At 52.0% G+C, this 16,229-nt stretch carries 12 protein-coding genes; 3 read left to right on the top strand and 9 right to left on the bottom strand.

The window, feature by feature from the left end:
* Nucleotides 1-48: 48 nt before the first annotated feature.
* Genes BN3772_RS04865 through BN3772_RS04850 form a run of 4 tightly spaced genes read right to left on the bottom strand, consistent with a single transcriptional unit; the run spans nucleotide 49 to nucleotide 5,571 of the window.
* Nucleotides 49-2,073: a beta-galactosidase gene (locus BN3772_RS04865; RefSeq protein ID WP_086074409.1), complete on the bottom strand. Its 2,025-nt coding sequence runs from the start codon at nucleotides 2,071-2,073 to the stop codon at nucleotides 49-51.
* Nucleotides 2,070-3,746, bottom strand: a complete 1,677-nt coding sequence (locus tag BN3772_RS04860; protein ID WP_042197272.1) for a type 2 periplasmic-binding domain-containing protein — start codon at nucleotides 3,744-3,746, stop codon at nucleotides 2,070-2,072. Before BN3772_RS04860 ends, BN3772_RS04865 begins: the two co-directional genes overlap by 4 nt.
* Nucleotides 3,747-3,801: 55 nt before the next feature.
* Complete coding sequence (locus BN3772_RS04855; RefSeq protein ID WP_042197269.1) at nucleotides 3,802-4,671, bottom strand: carbohydrate ABC transporter permease; 870 nt, start codon at nucleotides 4,669-4,671, stop codon at nucleotides 3,802-3,804.
* A 15-nt stretch (nucleotides 4,672-4,686) separates the two neighbouring features.
* Nucleotides 4,687-5,571 carry an ABC transporter permease gene (locus BN3772_RS04850; RefSeq protein ID WP_081947872.1) on the bottom strand — a complete coding sequence of 295 codons (885 nt, stop codon included), beginning with the start codon at nucleotides 5,569-5,571 and terminating at the stop codon, nucleotides 4,687-4,689.
* Between the two features lie 318 nt (nucleotides 5,572-5,889).
* Here BN3772_RS04850 and BN3772_RS04845 point away from each other — a divergent pair, with 318 nt between their 5' ends.
* From BN3772_RS04845 to BN3772_RS04835, 3 genes are read left to right on the top strand one after another with little or no spacing between them, the layout of a single operon-like run.
* Entirely contained in the window at nucleotides 5,890-7,620 is a 1,731-nt protein-coding gene (locus tag BN3772_RS04845) for a sensor histidine kinase (RefSeq protein WP_042197267.1), read from the top strand.
* Nucleotides 7,598-8,965, top strand: coding sequence for a response regulator transcription factor (locus tag BN3772_RS04840; protein ID WP_052380381.1), 1,368 nt, complete (start codon nucleotides 7,598-7,600; stop codon nucleotides 8,963-8,965). The genes BN3772_RS04845 and BN3772_RS04840 overlap by 23 nt, the downstream gene beginning before the upstream one ends.
* 35 nt (nucleotides 8,966-9,000) lie before the next feature.
* A complete protein-coding gene (locus BN3772_RS04835) occupies nucleotides 9,001-9,531 on the top strand; it encodes a cupin domain-containing protein (RefSeq protein WP_042197265.1) in 531 nt (176 codons plus the stop codon).
* 121 nt (nucleotides 9,532-9,652) lie between these two features.
* On the opposite strand, the gene gtfA is transcribed toward BN3772_RS04835, so the two are convergent.
* From gtfA to BN3772_RS04810, 5 genes are all read right to left on the bottom strand, one after another.
* A complete protein-coding gene (gene gtfA, locus BN3772_RS04830; RefSeq protein ID WP_042197262.1) occupies nucleotides 9,653-11,098 on the bottom strand; it encodes a sucrose phosphorylase in 1,446 nt (481 codons plus the stop codon).
* Between the two features lie 34 nt (nucleotides 11,099-11,132).
* Nucleotides 11,133-12,803 carry an alpha-glucosidase gene (locus BN3772_RS04825; protein ID WP_042197260.1) on the bottom strand — a complete coding sequence of 557 codons (1,671 nt, stop codon included), beginning with the start codon at nucleotides 12,801-12,803 and terminating at the stop codon, nucleotides 11,133-11,135.
* Nucleotides 12,804-12,874: 71 nt separating this feature from the next.
* Nucleotides 12,875-13,711 (bottom strand): carbohydrate ABC transporter permease, encoded by an 837-nt coding sequence (locus tag BN3772_RS04820; RefSeq protein ID WP_042197258.1) that lies wholly within the window; start codon nucleotides 13,709-13,711, stop codon nucleotides 12,875-12,877.
* Nucleotides 13,711-14,595 carry a carbohydrate ABC transporter permease gene (locus BN3772_RS04815; RefSeq protein WP_042197256.1) on the bottom strand — a complete coding sequence of 295 codons (885 nt, stop codon included), beginning with the start codon at nucleotides 14,593-14,595 and terminating at the stop codon, nucleotides 13,711-13,713. The genes BN3772_RS04820 and BN3772_RS04815 overlap by 1 nt, the downstream gene beginning before the upstream one ends.
* 89 nt (nucleotides 14,596-14,684) lie before the next feature.
* Entirely contained in the window at nucleotides 14,685-15,971 is a 1,287-nt protein-coding gene (locus BN3772_RS04810; RefSeq protein WP_052380380.1) for an ABC transporter substrate-binding protein, read from the bottom strand.
* Nucleotides 15,972-16,229: the final 258 nt, after the last annotated feature.

The following is a 16,229-nucleotide window of genomic DNA, read 5'->3' as shown; positions in this document are numbered from 1 at the left end:
GGCAATCCGTGGTCACCGGCCACGGATTGCCCTTTTGCAGTATAAACCCTAAAATCCGGTTCGCGGAATCTCTGCCGGAAGCTCTTGATAGGGTTCAGCAGTGCCGGTCCTCACCTTATACATCTGCTTGTGCGCCTGCTCAGCCCCCTGCATAAAAGGCTCATACAGACTGTTGCAGACATCGGCTGCCCCGATCTGATAATTCTCCCCGTCGAAACGTCCCAGCACCGGCTGGTCGTTCCACTGGAAATAATGAACACCGATCAGCTGCGGAATGGCAGCAGCCTGCTCTACAAAATAACGGTACGCTGCGCCGCGCTCCTCCTGGGTAGCCACCGCACGGATACCGTAAGCCAGCATTCCGCTGTCTGCACCCCCGAAGTGGTACTCGCCAATCATAACAGGCTTGCCGAGCCGGCTGCTGATCTGTTCAATCTGCTCCCGGTCCGGAACAAACTGGTAGCAGTTCAGCGAGAATACATCAAACCACTCGCAGCCTTCCAGCACTTCATCGCTGCTGACCCAAGCATAACGCATGCCGAGATTCAGGTGATTGGGGGCTGCCTCCCGGCAGGCACGGGCCGGCAGCTCCACATAACGCCGGATCAGCAGCCGGTTAAACTGGGCGTAATCAGCAGCCCTTACCGAATCAGCCAGGGGCTTCGTATCATCCGGATTGTACAGCTCATCGTATCCGGTATAACGGCTGTTCCAGGCTGCGTTTAATTCTTCCACTGTACCGTACTTCTCATGCAGCCACTGGATGAACCGCTCTTTGCTGGCAAAGCGGACCGCCGAAGCCAGCATCAGCTGCGTCAGGTTCAGGCCGTCCACGAACGCCCAATGCGGCTCGTTGCGCATGAAATACCCGACCATCCGCCGTTCTTCCCGCAGCGGAAGCAGCTGCTCCGCAAACTGCTGTGCATTCCGCCCGTATTCCGGACTGAACACATCCGGAAAATCGCGGAAGATCCGCTGCTGCGTCTCCGGGAACCCGCTCAGCGGATACACGTACGGCAGGTCCGAGGCCGCGATGAAGCGGCTGTCCGACCAGTTGCCGATGGTATTGAACCCGCCCTGCCGCAGCCGGTATTCGGTCAGCTCTGTCCAGGCGACCCTCCACTGCGGGCCGAAGGCTGTGATCAGGTTCGCTATCCCGAAGCTGAATTCACGGCCCTCCTGCGACCAGGCATCTTGATAAGCCCCATCCTGCCCGGGCAGTTGCGGGAGGAGATGCTCCATACCGGATACACGCATTGGCGAGGAAGGGCCGACACAATCCATTCCGGCACTGAACAGCGCGTAGCCGTCCGGGTCCGCAAACCACCAGTTCCGGCCGTCGAACGCCGTGCGGAAATAACCGGTGGCAGTGAACTTCAGCTCTTTCCAGCCTCCGTAACGGCTGAGGGAGCCGGCGGTGTAATTGTCCCCTCCCGTCTCTGCCGTCTCTGCCCATTCCGCCGCCCGCTGCCGCTCAGCCCGGAGCCGGCTGACTAATTCTGCAGCATCCGCCGTTTTGCCCGGCCACTCCCTTCCCTTCAGCTGTCCCAGCTCATCCACATAAGGCTGATAGACATAATCGAAAGCCGGTTCCTCCGTGCTTAGGCATAAACCCAGTATATCGGCACTTCTCTCCGCAGCCGATGGAATAGTGGCAATGGAAAAACCGGTTATCTGTTCCCGGTCGACCCTGGCATCGCCGCGCAGCACCGTCTGCATCACACCGGGATAACGCGGCAGGAACAGCTTCTCACCGCTCAAATGCTCCAGCGGCAGGCAGATTACGGTTCTTACGCCCGGCAGGATGCCCAGATGATAAGTAATTTCACGGTCATACTTGTCACGGAAGGTGAACAGCAGGACCAGGATATCATGGCAGTCATGGTACACCTCAGCATTCACATACCGGCAGGCCCGCCATTCAGCAGCGTTTACTTTGCCCGGCTGCAGCTCTGCACCGCCGCCCTCAGGCGACGTCCACAGCCGGAAGCCCCCGGAGGGGCTAAGCATGAGCTGTGCATGAGGGCCGGTGCCGAACCATTCCCCGGACAGCTGGAAGGATGATTCCATCATTTAAGACCCATATTGGTCATGACATCCACTTTACCCGCGTTCGTATACCATTCGTTCACTTCTTCCGTGATCTGCGTTCCGCCCTTCTCGTACCATTGCTTAACAAAAGTGTCGTAGCTTTCGAGCGGTTCCTTACTATAGATAATCTTTGTAAAAGTTTCCTTCTCCATTGTGTTCAGCTGCTCCCATGAAGTCTGCATGGTTTTGGTCGGCGGGCCGTTGAAAGCATTAGGGAGCAGCACATCCCGGTTCTCGTATGAAATGACATACCCTGCAATGGTGGTTGGATCATTCGCCGCTGACCGCAATAGCACCCCGGTATCGGCTTTGGCACCTTGTGCCAGATCATAGAAAGACTTGCCCGGTCCATCCACGCTTGGCGTATTTTTGGTAAAAGCCATCTTCCCTACTCCCTGGACCGCGTCGAGCGGTGTGTTGAATGCCTTGGGATCAAAAACAACCTCCCCGTCCACGATGTCATAATCATAGCCCTGTGCGTATCCGTATTTGAAATCTCCCGTGCCGAAGGCGGCATCATACAGCTTGTCGTAGTAGAGGAAGAACGCTTCCATATTGTTAAAATCTTTATTGAACATAAATACGCCGTCATTCTGCTGGCCGGACTGGTACGTCTTATCGCCGCTGACCCCGCTGATTGTCGGGTAGGCACTGATTTTGGCACCCTGCACATTGGTTTCAACATCCTTCACGCTGCCGTACAGCCAAGGACGTCCGATAATAATGCCTGCTTTGCCTTCGGTAAAGTCAGCCAGCGCATCCCAGGCTCCCTGTGTCGCCAGCTCCTTGTTCAAATATCCCTTGGAATACCAGTCACGCAGCTTGGCAAGAGCATCTTTCATGCCGCCAGCAACAGACCCGTAAGTAAGCTTGCCGCCCTCGTTATACCATTGGCCCGGGAGATGCTTGCCGGCGTAGGCGCTGAAGATCATGACAGAGTCGCTGACCCAGCCGGTGTTGTAGGAATCCTTCCCGCTAAAATCGAATCCGTACGTATCCTGCTTGCCGTTCCCGTCCGGATCATCATTCGTAAAGGCGGCAATGACCTGCTCGAACTCATCAATCGTCGTCGGGGCTTTCAGCCCCAGATTATCCAGCCAGTCCTGCCGGACCAGCATCACTTCCCCTTCCGTCAGATTGGGCGCAATCGGCATACCGTATACCTTGCCGTCCTGGATAACCGGGTTGAAGGCGGTCGGATATTCCTTGTAAATTTCCTTTAGCCGCTCCGGCATATATTTGTTGATGTCCTCTGTAATATCCTTGACCAGCCCGGATTGGATCAGGTCATTCTCCAGCGAAGTATCATAGACCGGCAGCACATCCGGAAGCTTCTCCGAGCCGGTCAGCGCAAGCCGCAGCTTCGTGTTATACTGCGATGCATCGCCGCCCAGCAGTGTTGTCTCAATCTGTATACCCAGCTTCTCCACGCCCCAGCGGGTCAGCACATTATCATTCAGGCTCTCACCGTTGATATATTTCCCGGCATTTTCATCCTGCTGCTTCGCAATCGTAAGCGTAATCGGCGGATCATATTTACCATCCTTAAGCGTCGCTTCCGCCGTAGAGCCCCCATCCTTTTTGACCGGGCCGCACCCGGCAAGCATTCCTGTCAGCAATACAGCAACGGAGAGTAATGCACCTGTTTTTTTCATGTATAGACTCCTTTATCGTTGAATTTAGGTTGAATTTAGGATGTATCTGCTTCTGCTACTCCTTGACTGCACCCAGTACAATGCCTTTTACGAAATACTTCTGCAAAAATGGATAGACGAGGATAATCGGCAAGGTGCTGATAAAGATCTGCGCAGCCTTGATGCTCTGCTCTGATAATGCTGCCGCTTCCGATTGGCTGAGCGCCATGCTCTGGGCCGAGCCCTGCACCACAACCGTCTGCAGAAAGGAAGCCAGCGGATAGTTCTCGGTACTCGACATATAGAGGATTCCGTCAAACCAGGCATTCCAGTGGCCGACCATAATGAACAAGCCTACCGTTGCCAGTCCGGGAAGGGAGAGCGGCAGATAGATTTTGCGGAAAATAACAAAGAATGAGGCACCGTCGATAAACGCCGCTTCCTCCAGCGCCTTCGGAATGGTTTTGAAGAAATTCATAATCAGAATCAGGTTGTAAGCGCCAAAGGCGCCGGGCAGCACCAGCGACCAGATCGTGTCCTTGAAGCCCAGCTTCGTAACCAGGATATAGGACGGAATTAGGCCTCCGGAGAACAGCATGGTGAAGATAAAAATCCACATCAGCACATTCCGCCCGCGGAAATCCTTGGATAACGCATAGCCGGCCGTCGTAATGACAAACATGCTGATTAAGGTTCCCAGTACCGTCCGGAATACAGAGATCTGCATGGAGCCGGTAAAGTTGGTGTTTCTGAAGGTTTTGGCGTAGGCGTCTAGATTGAAGTCCACCGGCCAGAAGGACACCAGATTGCCGTTGATCGCCGATTTGCTGCTAAGCGACTGGGCAAGCAGATGGAGCATCGGCAGGAAGCATGATAACGCAATCAGAATCAGAAATATATAGTTAAAGAACGAGAAGATCTTATATCCCTTGGACTTATGATACACTCTCCATGCTCCCTTCTAGAATATCTTGTAGTTGGCTACCTTGTAGGCAATACGGTAGGAAATAACGATCAGCACAAAGCTGATGCCTGACTTGAACAGCCCGACCGCTGTACCGAACCCGTATTGGCCGTTCAACAGGGAAGACCGGTACACATAGGTATCAATAATATCCCCCGTACTGTACACCAGCGGATTGTAGAGGTTAAAGATCTGGTCAAAGCCGGCATCGAGAATATTTCCCAGACTGAGTGTGGCAATAACAATGATCATCGGCAGCATGCTCGGCAGCGTAACATGTCTGATCTGCTGCCAGCGGGAAGCGCCGTCTATCTCGGCAGCCTCATAATAAGACGGATCGATTCCGGTAATAACGGCCAGATAGACAATCATGCCGAAGCCGAAGTTTTTCCACAGATCACTGATAATGACCGTTGGTCTGAACAGGACCGGATCACCCAGGAAATAGACGGGCTGGATTCCGAACACCTGGGTCAGCACATGGTTAATGCCGCCGTCGAGCCCCAGCAGGTCAATCATAATGCCGGCCACCGTTACCCATGACAAGAAATGCGGCAGATACACGAGCGTCTGAATGCTTTTTTTGACACCCATATTGCGGATTTCGCTTAACAGGATAGCCATGATGATCGGCACGACAATACCGACAACGATTTTGATTACCGCGATAATCAGCGTGTTCGTAATGGCCTGAGTGGCTTCCTTGTACTGAAAGATTCTCGCGAAGTTGTCCCAGCCGATCCAGGCGGAACCGGTAATACCCAGCCAGGGCTTATAATCCTGGAAAGCCATCACCAGTCCGACCATCGGCCCGTAGGCGAAAATGAGGACACACACCAGTGCCGGGATACAGAGTACATAGAGCGGCCAGCTTTTTTTCACTTCCTTGCTCCAGGGTTCTTTTCCTTTTTTCCGGATGTCAGTCTTTAGCGGCTGCACCTGGTTTTTTATAACGTGAGCTATTGGTGTTACCCCCTTTAAGAATGCCGAGTAGTCGTTGCAGATTTAATGTTAGCAAAAGCGCTTTCAATCTAAAATGTCCCAATCTGAAGATCATAACCAATCCCTTAACCTTTTTGCTAAGCGCTTTCATTTTGCGGCCTGATTGTCTTTTTCTTTTGAATTTAATGAATTATGATAGATTCGGACAGATGCACAGCCATTAGACAAATACGTATTACTGGGAATGAGGACGACAATATGATTAAAAAGGTGAATATGAAACGGTTCATCTACTTCTTCATTTTTTTCCTGCTGCTTACCCTGGGGCTGTTCTATATCATGAATACCCTTAGCTCACGGACGCTTCAGGAGAGTCTGGTCAATGCCTCCAGGAACCAGCTGGCTTATGCAGAGGAAATTATTGACGGGGCAATCTCCGAGGCAAGCATGTACGGAATCCAGTATACCGCCGACAACGATGTCCGGTTCTATCAGAACCGCAAGCTGGAACTAAGCAACTATGATGCCCAGATGGACAAAAATGAAATTTCCGGCCGGTTAGCGGACCAGCTATTCTCAAGCCTTGCGGTAGAGTCGATCGGAATTTACTGGAAGCAGGACGGTACCTTCATCCAGACCGGACATGATTCGCAGGCGAAGCTCCCTTTTGAACAGGTAATGGAGCGCGGCTGGCAGACTTATAATAATAGCCTGTACTACTTTTCGGTCTACCCTTATATTCATCAGCCCAAAAATCCGGCAAATATAGAGTACATCGTCGGCGTAAAGCTTAAGAAGGAGTATCTGACCGGACTGCTGGGCAAAGCGGTTAACGGCGACAGCTCCAACGCTTTTTTACTGGTGAATGACAGCTTTGTGATTAGCAGCAAGCCGGTAGACAGCCGGATTGAGGAAAAAGCGCGGGCGACCGTTGCTCCAGATCCGCAGCAAATTCTGAAATTCGATTATCATACCGGCGAGGACGACTATTATGTGCTGTCCAAATACATAGAGCCTATTGATACCTACCTCGTAACGTATACACGGATGAGTGATTTCCTGACTCCGCTGGACCGCAACCAGCAGGTGTTCGCCGCCAGTATTGTCGTCATCCTGATCATCGGCCTGACCGTCATTCTGATGTTCTACCGTAATTTCTACCGTAATGTGCATCTGCTCGGCAAAAAATTCCATCAGGTGGAGCAGGGTAACTACAGCACGCGGATCAGCGAGAACCCGGTCAACGAATTTTATACCTTGTTCAAAAGCTTCAACCATATGGTACTCAGAACCCAGAACCTGTTCGCCTCACTCAAAATCGAAACCGAGCTGCGCAGGGATGCCGAGGTAAAGCAGCTGCAGGCCCAGATCAATCCGCATTTTCTCTACAATAGCCTGTTCTTTATTATGTCGATGGCGAAGTCTTCCCCTGAGGCCGTCATGCAGATGAGCAAGCACCTGGCCGAATATTACCGTTACCTGACCAAGCTCGACCGCCATGATGCCACGCTGGCCTCCGAGCTGCAGCTTGCCGGCCATTTCTTAACCATTATGTCTCTCTGCAAAGAGCTGCATTATGAGATCAGCCTGCCGCCGGAGCTCGGGGAGCACCGCATTATGCCGCTGATTATCCAGCCGATTGTGGAAAATGCAATCCAGCACGGCATTGAGGAGCTGCAGGGCGCCCACCGTGTCTCCATTGAGGTAAAAGCACTCGATGACGGGGCGCTGATCCTTGTTGCGGATGACGGGAAAGGACTTACGCCGGATCAGCTTGAGCTGCTGGCAGCCCGTGTGGGCAATGAGACTCCTCCGCAGGGCGCCCGGGGCATCGGACTGTGGAATATTCATCAGCGGCTCAAAAATGCCTATGGCGAATTAAGCGGCCTGCGGTTCTTCACCAATGACTGGGGCGGCCTGTCCGTTATGGCTTATATCGATTTCTCACTGGATGAAGGAGGAGAATATGAAATTACTGATTGTGGATGACGGGCATTATATCGTTGAATATCTGAAGCATCTGCTGGACTGGAAAAAATTCGGCGTACAGCAGGTTGTAACCTCTACCAATTCACTGGAAGCCAAGCACTTGTTGAACCACAATGACGTTGATATTCTGATTACCGATATCCGCATGCCTGAGGTTTCCGGCCTTGATCTGCTGGAGCACATCAGCGGGCAGCTGCTGAAGACCAAGGTGGTCTTCCTCTCCGGTTATTCACAGTTTGATTACGCTCAAAAGGCGATCCGCCTGGGCGCCCTCGATTATCTGCTTAAGCCAGTAGACAAAGAGGATATGGAAAAAGCCATGCAGCAGGTGCTGAGGAATATTGACGAGCAGCAGCGGAAACAGCAGCCGGTGCAGGCGGAATTTGACGCTCTGGGCTTTCTGCTGTCTGTTATCGGCGGTGCTGCTCCCGCAGAGGGCGACAATGAATTTGCTGCCTGTGATACTGTCCATCAGCTAAAGGAACGTTACTGCTTCTTTCAGATTTCAGACGCTAAGGGGTCAGACGAAGTCACGTTAAGGAATAACGACTGCGCTTCAGAAGGCTTCATCTGGACAGCCGGCCCGTCCGTTACCGGCCTGCTCCGGGTATCCGGTGCCGGCCCGCTTGCTGCCGAAATAGAGAATATCTCCTTCTCTGAGAGCTTTGAATTTGCGGACAAGAATGCGGTCCGGCATATCTTCTGCCGGTTTTATTACCGGGAGGAGCCGGATGCCGGGGATTGTACGCTGCTGCAGAACTGCACTGCCCATCCGAAACGGGAGAATGGGGACTTGGAAGCAGCCAGGAAAAATATCCTCCGAAGCTACGCCAAGCTGCAAACCAGAAAGCAGCAGATTCTCTATCTGCTTGATTTCATCCAGCTGCTGTACTTCACGTCCGGCCGGCTGCAGCAGTCCGAGGTGGCAGACTGGATTTTCAAAGAGCTGGCCGAGCCCGCTGATGCGCTCCAGTCCGTGCTGCTCTGTGTCACCCGGCTGGAGCGCAGTCCCAAATTGACGAACAGCCATATTGTCAGTACCGTTCAGGCTTATATTACCGGACATATCGGTGATGGTTTGAGCCTGGAGGATCTGGGTAAAATTGTACATCTCCATCCGGTTTATCTGTCAAAGGTGTATAAACAGGAGACCGGTGAGAACCTGTCGGGCTTCATTGCCGCCAAGCGGCTGGAGAAGGCATCGCAGCTGCTGCTGGAATCCAATCTGCATGTAATTGACATCTCCCTACTGGTCGGCTACAAGAAGCCGCAGTATTTCATTAAGCTGTTCAAGGAACAGTACGGAATTACCCCTTATCAATACCGCAGACAGCAAATCCAATAAGGAATACGATTGTAGACTTAGGAGGCGATTGCTTAATGAAGCCGTTTGAACAGCCTGGAGCCGGAGCCTGGGGAGCTATCGAAGCCTTCACTCTCCCGCAGGACGGACTGCTGCCGAACAACCCGGCGCTGCCGGTCATTGTGTATACAGGTGCCCTGCGGAACCAGCCGGAACGCACCGAGCAGATCTTCAATGACAACGGCTGGCTGAACAGCTGGGTAAGCGGCGTGTTCAGCTACCACCATTACCACAGCAACGCGCATGAGGTGCTTGGCGTGATGTCGGGGACCGCCAGCCTGCAGCTTGGCGGCGATGCCGGCCGGACACTCGAGGTGTCGGCCGGGGATGTACTGGTGCTGCCGGCCGGAACGGCGCACAAGCTGCTGCAGAGCTCAGCCGGCTTCCGTGTCGCCGGCGCTTATCCCGGCGGCGCGGACTACAACACCCGCCGGGCCACCCCGGAGGATCTCGCAGCAGCGCTGCCCGAGATCGCGGAGGTCCCGCTGCCGGACAGTGATCCGGTGTACGGCAAGGCGGGGCCGCTGCCGGAGGCGTGGGGCCGCTAGGCAGCTTCACTACACACGCCTTTCATTGTACATGCGCAGGCTATCCGCTAAGCAAACAAGGGACCCAGACCGCCAATTCATGGCTTCCGGGTCCCTCTTCTATGCGCAGCCTGCAAGCTTTTTACACTTCAACGGCTTCCCAATCGCTCTCCGCTTCTTTCCGCATAATCCGGAAATCCTTCGTCTGCAGATCAGCCTCAAGCTTCGCCCCGCATCCCTCATGCCGCCAAACGATGTGCAGCTCCTGCTCATTTACCGTCACTACTTCAATTTCACCGTCAAATGCCGGGCTGCTGTTGCGGAACCGCAGCAGCTTGAACAGCCTCTGTACAACCGGCCGCTCTGTCTCCAGCTCAACCTCGGCTTTGCTGTAATAATGCCGGTTGATGTTGCGGCCTTCCTTCGTCTGCTCCAGCAGCTCAATGTCATTCACTCCGGCAAGCAGGCCTACATAGTAAATCTGGGGAATGCCCGGCGCAAAGCATTGCAGTGCTCTGGCCAGCAGATAAGCCTGATCATCATTGCCGAGCGCCGAATAATAGGTGCAGTTAATCTGATAAATATCCAGGTTGTTGTAAGCTTCCGTACTGTAAATTTTCTTGACGTTGGCTCCTTGGCTGTACAGGCTCTCCCGCGTCATTTCCGCTTCCTCGTCAGTCAGCAGGTCCTTCACATCCACCACGCCGATCCCGTCATGCGTATCCAGGGTAGTAAACTGTTTACGCGGGCAGATCTCCAGCCAATGGGCCAGCCGGTTTACCTTGCCGCTGAACAGGGCATGCAGCACCAGCATCGGCAGCGCAAAATCATAGACATAATAATCCCGCTCCGCAATTTTCAGCTGGATGCTGTAATGCTCATGAATCTCCGGAAGCACAGTGACTCCGTAAGGAGCAATGGTCTGCTCGGAGAGCTTCAGCATGTCCCAAATGTCCGGCTCCACGAAAAAGCAGTTCGTGCCGATTTTTTTATTGGCATAAGCGAACGCATCCAGCCGGATGATGGAAGCTCCCTTTTGCGCCAGAAAGGTAAGATTGTCTGCAATGAATTTGCGCGTCGTTTCTGTCGTCACATCCAGGTCGATCTGCTGCTCGTCAAAGGTACACCATACCTTTTCCTGACTGCCGTCCTTGAACTGCACCTCTACATACGGCGCACGCGGCTTGCGTTTGTAGATCAGATCCACATCCTGCGCCGTCGGCTCACCGCCCGGCCAGAAATCCTTGTAACGGATGAACAGATCCGCATACGCCGACTCATCCTTTTTCTCCAAAAAATCCTGAAAATAAGGAGACTGCCGGGAAATATGGTTGATCATAAAATCATACATCATATAATATTTACTGCTGATCCGCTCAACACCGCTCCAGTCCCCGAAGGCCGGGTCAACCTTGGTATAGTCCATCGGCGCAAAACCCCGGTCACCTGAAGAAGGATAGAACGGCAACAGGTGGACCCCTCCGACAACCCCCTGCAGATGCCGGTCCAGTATTTCATTCAGCTCCTCCAGATTGCTTCCCAGGCTGTCTGCATAGGTGATGAGCATAGCTTCATTTTTGATCTGCACAGCTGCTTCCTCCCATTCACATCAGTACTTGTATTTATTCTGCATCCGCAGCAGTTCTGCTGATAACAGCCTCATATGGCTTCAGCCCCCCTGCTTCATGCCCGTCCGTATTAGATACAATAATCTCCCCGGCAAGCGGCTCTGTCAAAGCCACTCTCTGTTCTGTAAAATTGCAGAGTATCGTCCAGCACTCTCCCTGATAAGTCCGGGTATATCCGCCAACCTGCTCAGACTCTGTATAAATCTCCTGAAAGTCGCCGTAGATCAGCGCTTTATGGGTCCGCCGCAGCTCAATCAGTGACCGGTAAAAATGCAGGATGGAGTTCTGCGCTGCAAGCGAATGCTCCACATTAACTGACGGATAATCGGGATTAAGTCCAATCCACGGCTCACCGGTAGTGAACCCGGCGGCATAACCGCTGTTCCACTGCATCGGCGTCCGTCCCTGATCCCGGCTTCTCAGCGCCAGATAGTCCATAATTTCCGCTTCCGGCTTGCCAAGCTCCCTTTGCCGGCTGTGAAAGGACAGGCTTTCAATATCGCGGTAGCCGGAGATCGACTCCTTATAATGATTGGTCATCCCGATCTCCTGGCCCTGATAAATGAACGGGGTGCCGCGCATCAGGAAATAGTAGACGGCCAGCATTTTGGCGGAAACCTCGCGGTATTCTCCGTCATGGCCATATTTGGACACCGAACGGACATGATCATGGTTCTCCATGAACAGGGCCATCCAGCCGCCGTCTGCCGTTTCCGCCTGCCATTTAGTCAACGCGTGCTTGAACTCCGTAAGCTTCCAGGGATGATAAACACCTTTGGCTGACGGCTTGTTATCGAGATCCACATGATCAAACTGGAAAATCATATTAAAAACACCGTGCTGCTCATCCACAAACTCATGGATTTGCTCAATGGGCACGCCCGGCGACTCCGCCACCGTCATAATATTGCGCGGGGCCAGCACCTGCTGCTTCATTTCCTGCAGGAAATCCAGAATCCCCGGCTGATTAAGGGAGGCTGCTGCAAGTGGAACATAACGGTGACCGTCTTCACTTTCAAGCTGCGGAAACTGCTGATTTTTCTTGATAAACGTAATGGCGTCAATGCGGAAGCCTGCGATGCCATGGTCAATCCACCACTCCATCATTGAGTAAATATTCTCACGGACCTCCGGATTTTCCCAGTTCAGATCGGGCTGCTTGCGGGAAAAGCAGTGCAAATAATACTCCCCTGTCACCGGATCATATTCCCAGGCAGAACCCCCAAAATTGGACTCCCAGTTCGTCGGCTCCTGACCGTCATGCCCCGGCTTCCAGATGTACCAGTCGCGTTTCGGACTGTCCCCCGCGCTGCGGGATTCCACAAACCAGGCGTGTTCATCCGAGGTATGGTTGGCGACCAGATCCATAATCAGGCGGATGCCACGCTCGGCGGCCGCTGAGATCAGCTCCAGCATATCGTCCATTGTACCGAATTCTTCCTGTATCCGGTAATAGTCACGGATGTCATATCCGTTATCATCATTGGGTGAATCATACACCGGGCATAACCAGATTACATCGATCCCAAGCGTACTTAAGTAATCAAGGCGGTTAATAATCCCGCGCAGATCTCCTTGCCCGTCCCCGTCAGAATCCTGAAAGCTCCGGGGGTAAATCTGGTACACGACACTCTCTTTCCACCAGTTGCTGTTTCTAGTCTCCATAGCTCCTTGTTTCCTCCATCTCCCCGGGTAATGTCCAATATCCGTTATCTTCCCGGGATTCTCTTTATCTCTTATTTAATGGCACCCTGGCTGACGCCTCTGATAATAAAACGCTGGCCGAACAGATAGGCAATCAGAATCGGCAGAATCGTGAGCAGCAGCGCCGGGATCAGCAGCTCCCAATCATTCATATACGTGCCGTTGAACACCTTCATTTTGATCGGCATGGTGAAGTAGCGGTCTTCAGTCAGCACCAGTGAGGGCAGCAGATAATCATTCCAGATCCACAGCACATTCAGAATGGCAATCGTCACCGATGTTGGAGACAGCATTGGCAGCACGATTCTGAAAAAGGTCTGCGGCCGGGTGCAGCCGTCAAGCAGCGACGCCTCTTCCAGCTCGTAGGGAATGGATTTCACAAAGCCGTGATACATAAATACGGACAGCGCACTGCCAAAACCGATGTACAGCACAATCAGCAGCGGAATCGGAGCCGCGTCAATCCAGTGCAGCTTGGCACCGTAAATATAAATGAGCGGAATCATAATCGACTGGAACGGGATGATCATCGACGCAACCATCAGCGCAAACAGGCCGTTATTGAATTTATCCGCACGTCTTACCATGTAATAAGCGGTCATAGCCGAGAAAATCCCGATAAACAGCACACTGACAAAGGTAATCACAACTGTATTCCGGAAGGAAACGAAAAAGTTCATTTGTTCGATAACCTGTGAAAAATGACCAAAGCTGAGTGAGGCCGGCAAGGAAAACGGGTTTTCAAGAATTTGCCCGTTGGTCTTAAACGAATTGACGATCATTAGGAAGAATGGAAAGACAAACAGGATAAAAAATACGGTCAGCAGCAGATAGCTTAGCAGCAAGGAGGCTTTTTTCCGGGCATTCATCAGGCAGCAACCTCCATTTTTTTACTGAAATAGACCTGCAATCCGGTAATCAGCGCCACAATGGCAAACAGGATAAACGCTTCTGCCTGGCCGACACCGTAGTTGTTTTCAATAAAAGCTTTCTTCACAACCTGCATTGATACCATCGTCGTGCTGTCATACGGTCCGCCCCCGGTCAAGGAGTAGTTAATGTCGTAGACCATGAAGGCATTCTTCAGTGTTAAAAAGACGGTTACTACAAAGGATGGAACCATCAGCGGCAGCGTTACTTTTCTTAATTTATGCCAGCCGTTTGCCCCGTCGATCGTCGCAGCCTCCATTACATCCTTAGGCACATTGACCAGTCCGGCGACAAAAATGATCATCATATAACCGGCGGACTGCCAGATTGACACAATGACGATCGCCCAAAAGGCCAAATGCTCGTCACCGAGCCAGCCCAGCCGCAGCCACTCGATCCCCAGCTTTTCGCCAATGGACGGGAGCGTCTGTACAAAGATAAACTGCCAGATATAACCCAGCACCAGCCCGCCGATCAGGTTCGGAGTGAACAGTGAGGTACGGAAGAAGTTCTGCAGTTTCACTCCGGAAGTGACCAGATATGCCAGGACAAAGCCGAGAATATTAATCAGAATGACGGTGGCAACTACGAATTTCACAGTAAGAATCAGTGAATCCCAGAACCTCGAATCCGCAAAGGCCGTCCGGTAGTTACTAAGCCCGGCGAACTCCAGCGGACTCAGCGGTGAAGACATGTTCGTAAACGTCAGATATAATCCGTAGACAAACGGTACCAGCACCGCAATTGCGAACAGGAGAATTGTAGGACCGGTAAAAAACAATTGGCTGCCCAATCGCTTGAGAAAGCTTTTTTCCGAAATCATATAACTTACACACCCCTTGCAGCCTAAAGTTTAGGGAAACGGATATCATACCGCCCATCCGTTTCCCTGGCCTTCAGCCAATTATGGAATTAGTTCTGACCTTTGTAATAGGCTTCGATCACCTTGGCAAGCTCGGCCCGGCTTTCCTTCTGAGCGATGTATTTCTGGATGTCCGGAGCCAGAATGCTGCCCCAGTCCTCGACTTTGACAAAGTTAGAGCTGAACGGCAGCGTCTTGTCTGCCTGCACCGCCTCTGCAATGGCGGCACCCAGCGGGTTCGTTACTTTATTGCTGTTATTTTTGAAAGCGGAGATAATTTGCGCCTGATTTACCAGAAAATCCTGTCCCTTTTGGTCATAGACGAGCCAGTCCAGGAACTTCTTAGCCGCCTCTTGCTGCTCCACTGTTGCCGCGTTGTTAATGACCAGAACATTCGTAGGTCCGGCTGCAATTTTATTGTTCAGCGGGTTATCCGGATTGTTGTCAACCGGCACCGGCAGGAAGCCAAATTCTTCACCGCTGACCGCCTGCAGGGAATCGTACGCCCAGTTCCCGTTGAACAGGAGCGCAGATTCGCCTTTGCCAACGCTTACATGTGCATCATCATAGTATTTGCCAAGCGGGCGTTCGCCATATTTGTTGTACTGCGCGGATACCAGCAAGTCCAGCGTGTCATAGTAGCCGTTCCACACATCATTGCTTGCCAGGTCCAGCGTTCCGGCCTTCAGCTGGTCGACAATGGTATTCGGGTCCTCTGCCTGATTAATGAACTGTGTGCTGTAATGATTGGCAACCGACCAGTTCTCAGTCTGGTAGGCAACCGGATATTTCACGCCGGAGACCTGAATCTTATCCAGCAGCTCTTTTAATTTGTCGCGGGTGTTAATAGAGAACGGATCGAAATCGCCGCCAACTGCCTTTTCTACTACCTTTTTGTTGTAGACAAGTCCAAAGCCTTCGATTGAAAACGGGAAGCCGGCAATGACGCCGTTCGCATCTTTAACCCCGTAGACTGTCTCTTCGTTCCATTTCTCGGCAGACAGATCAATCCCGAAATCCTTATATTTGTTTGTTATGGAGTCCGGGGACATCATCGCCATTGTTACGGTTTTACCCGAGGCCGTCAGCTTATCGACCAGATTGATCGTTTCACCAACCGCACCCGAAACGGCTTCGACCGTAATATCCGGATTGGCCGCCATGAAGTCTTTAGCCGCCTGCTCCCACTGGGAAGCGATTTCACCTTTACCGTTAGTGATGATAATACTGACTTTTCCGTTTGCAGCTGTATTCGAACCTTCATTCTTGGAGCTGCCGCAGGCTGTGAGCGAAATGACCATCATCGAAGCGAGAAATAATCCAATTGTCTTTTTCAAAAATAACCCCTCCGTTTACGTATTTACCTGTGTAATCAATAATCAATTCACTTTAGCAGAGCGATTGGGAACGATACCAATTTAAAATACGAATGTCCTCACCCCGTCTCTGCAATATGAATATGGCTATACTTTAGCACCTTTAGGTAACGGTTTCAACACATATTTTAAAACCATTTATTAGATAAAAGCAAAAACAATGATAAAAACAGGCTTTAAGAGGATGGAAAAAGAAGATTACTATTTGAAGATTCTTAA

Origin of the sequence: Paenibacillus camerounensis (assembly GCF_000723885.1) — a bacterium.
In the GTDB taxonomy this organism is placed as follows: Bacteria; Bacillota; Bacilli; order Paenibacillales; family Paenibacillaceae; genus Paenibacillus_AQ; species Paenibacillus_AQ camerounensis.
Note: the sequence above shows the minus strand (reverse complement) of the source record. Positions and strands in the feature narration are given on the sequence as shown.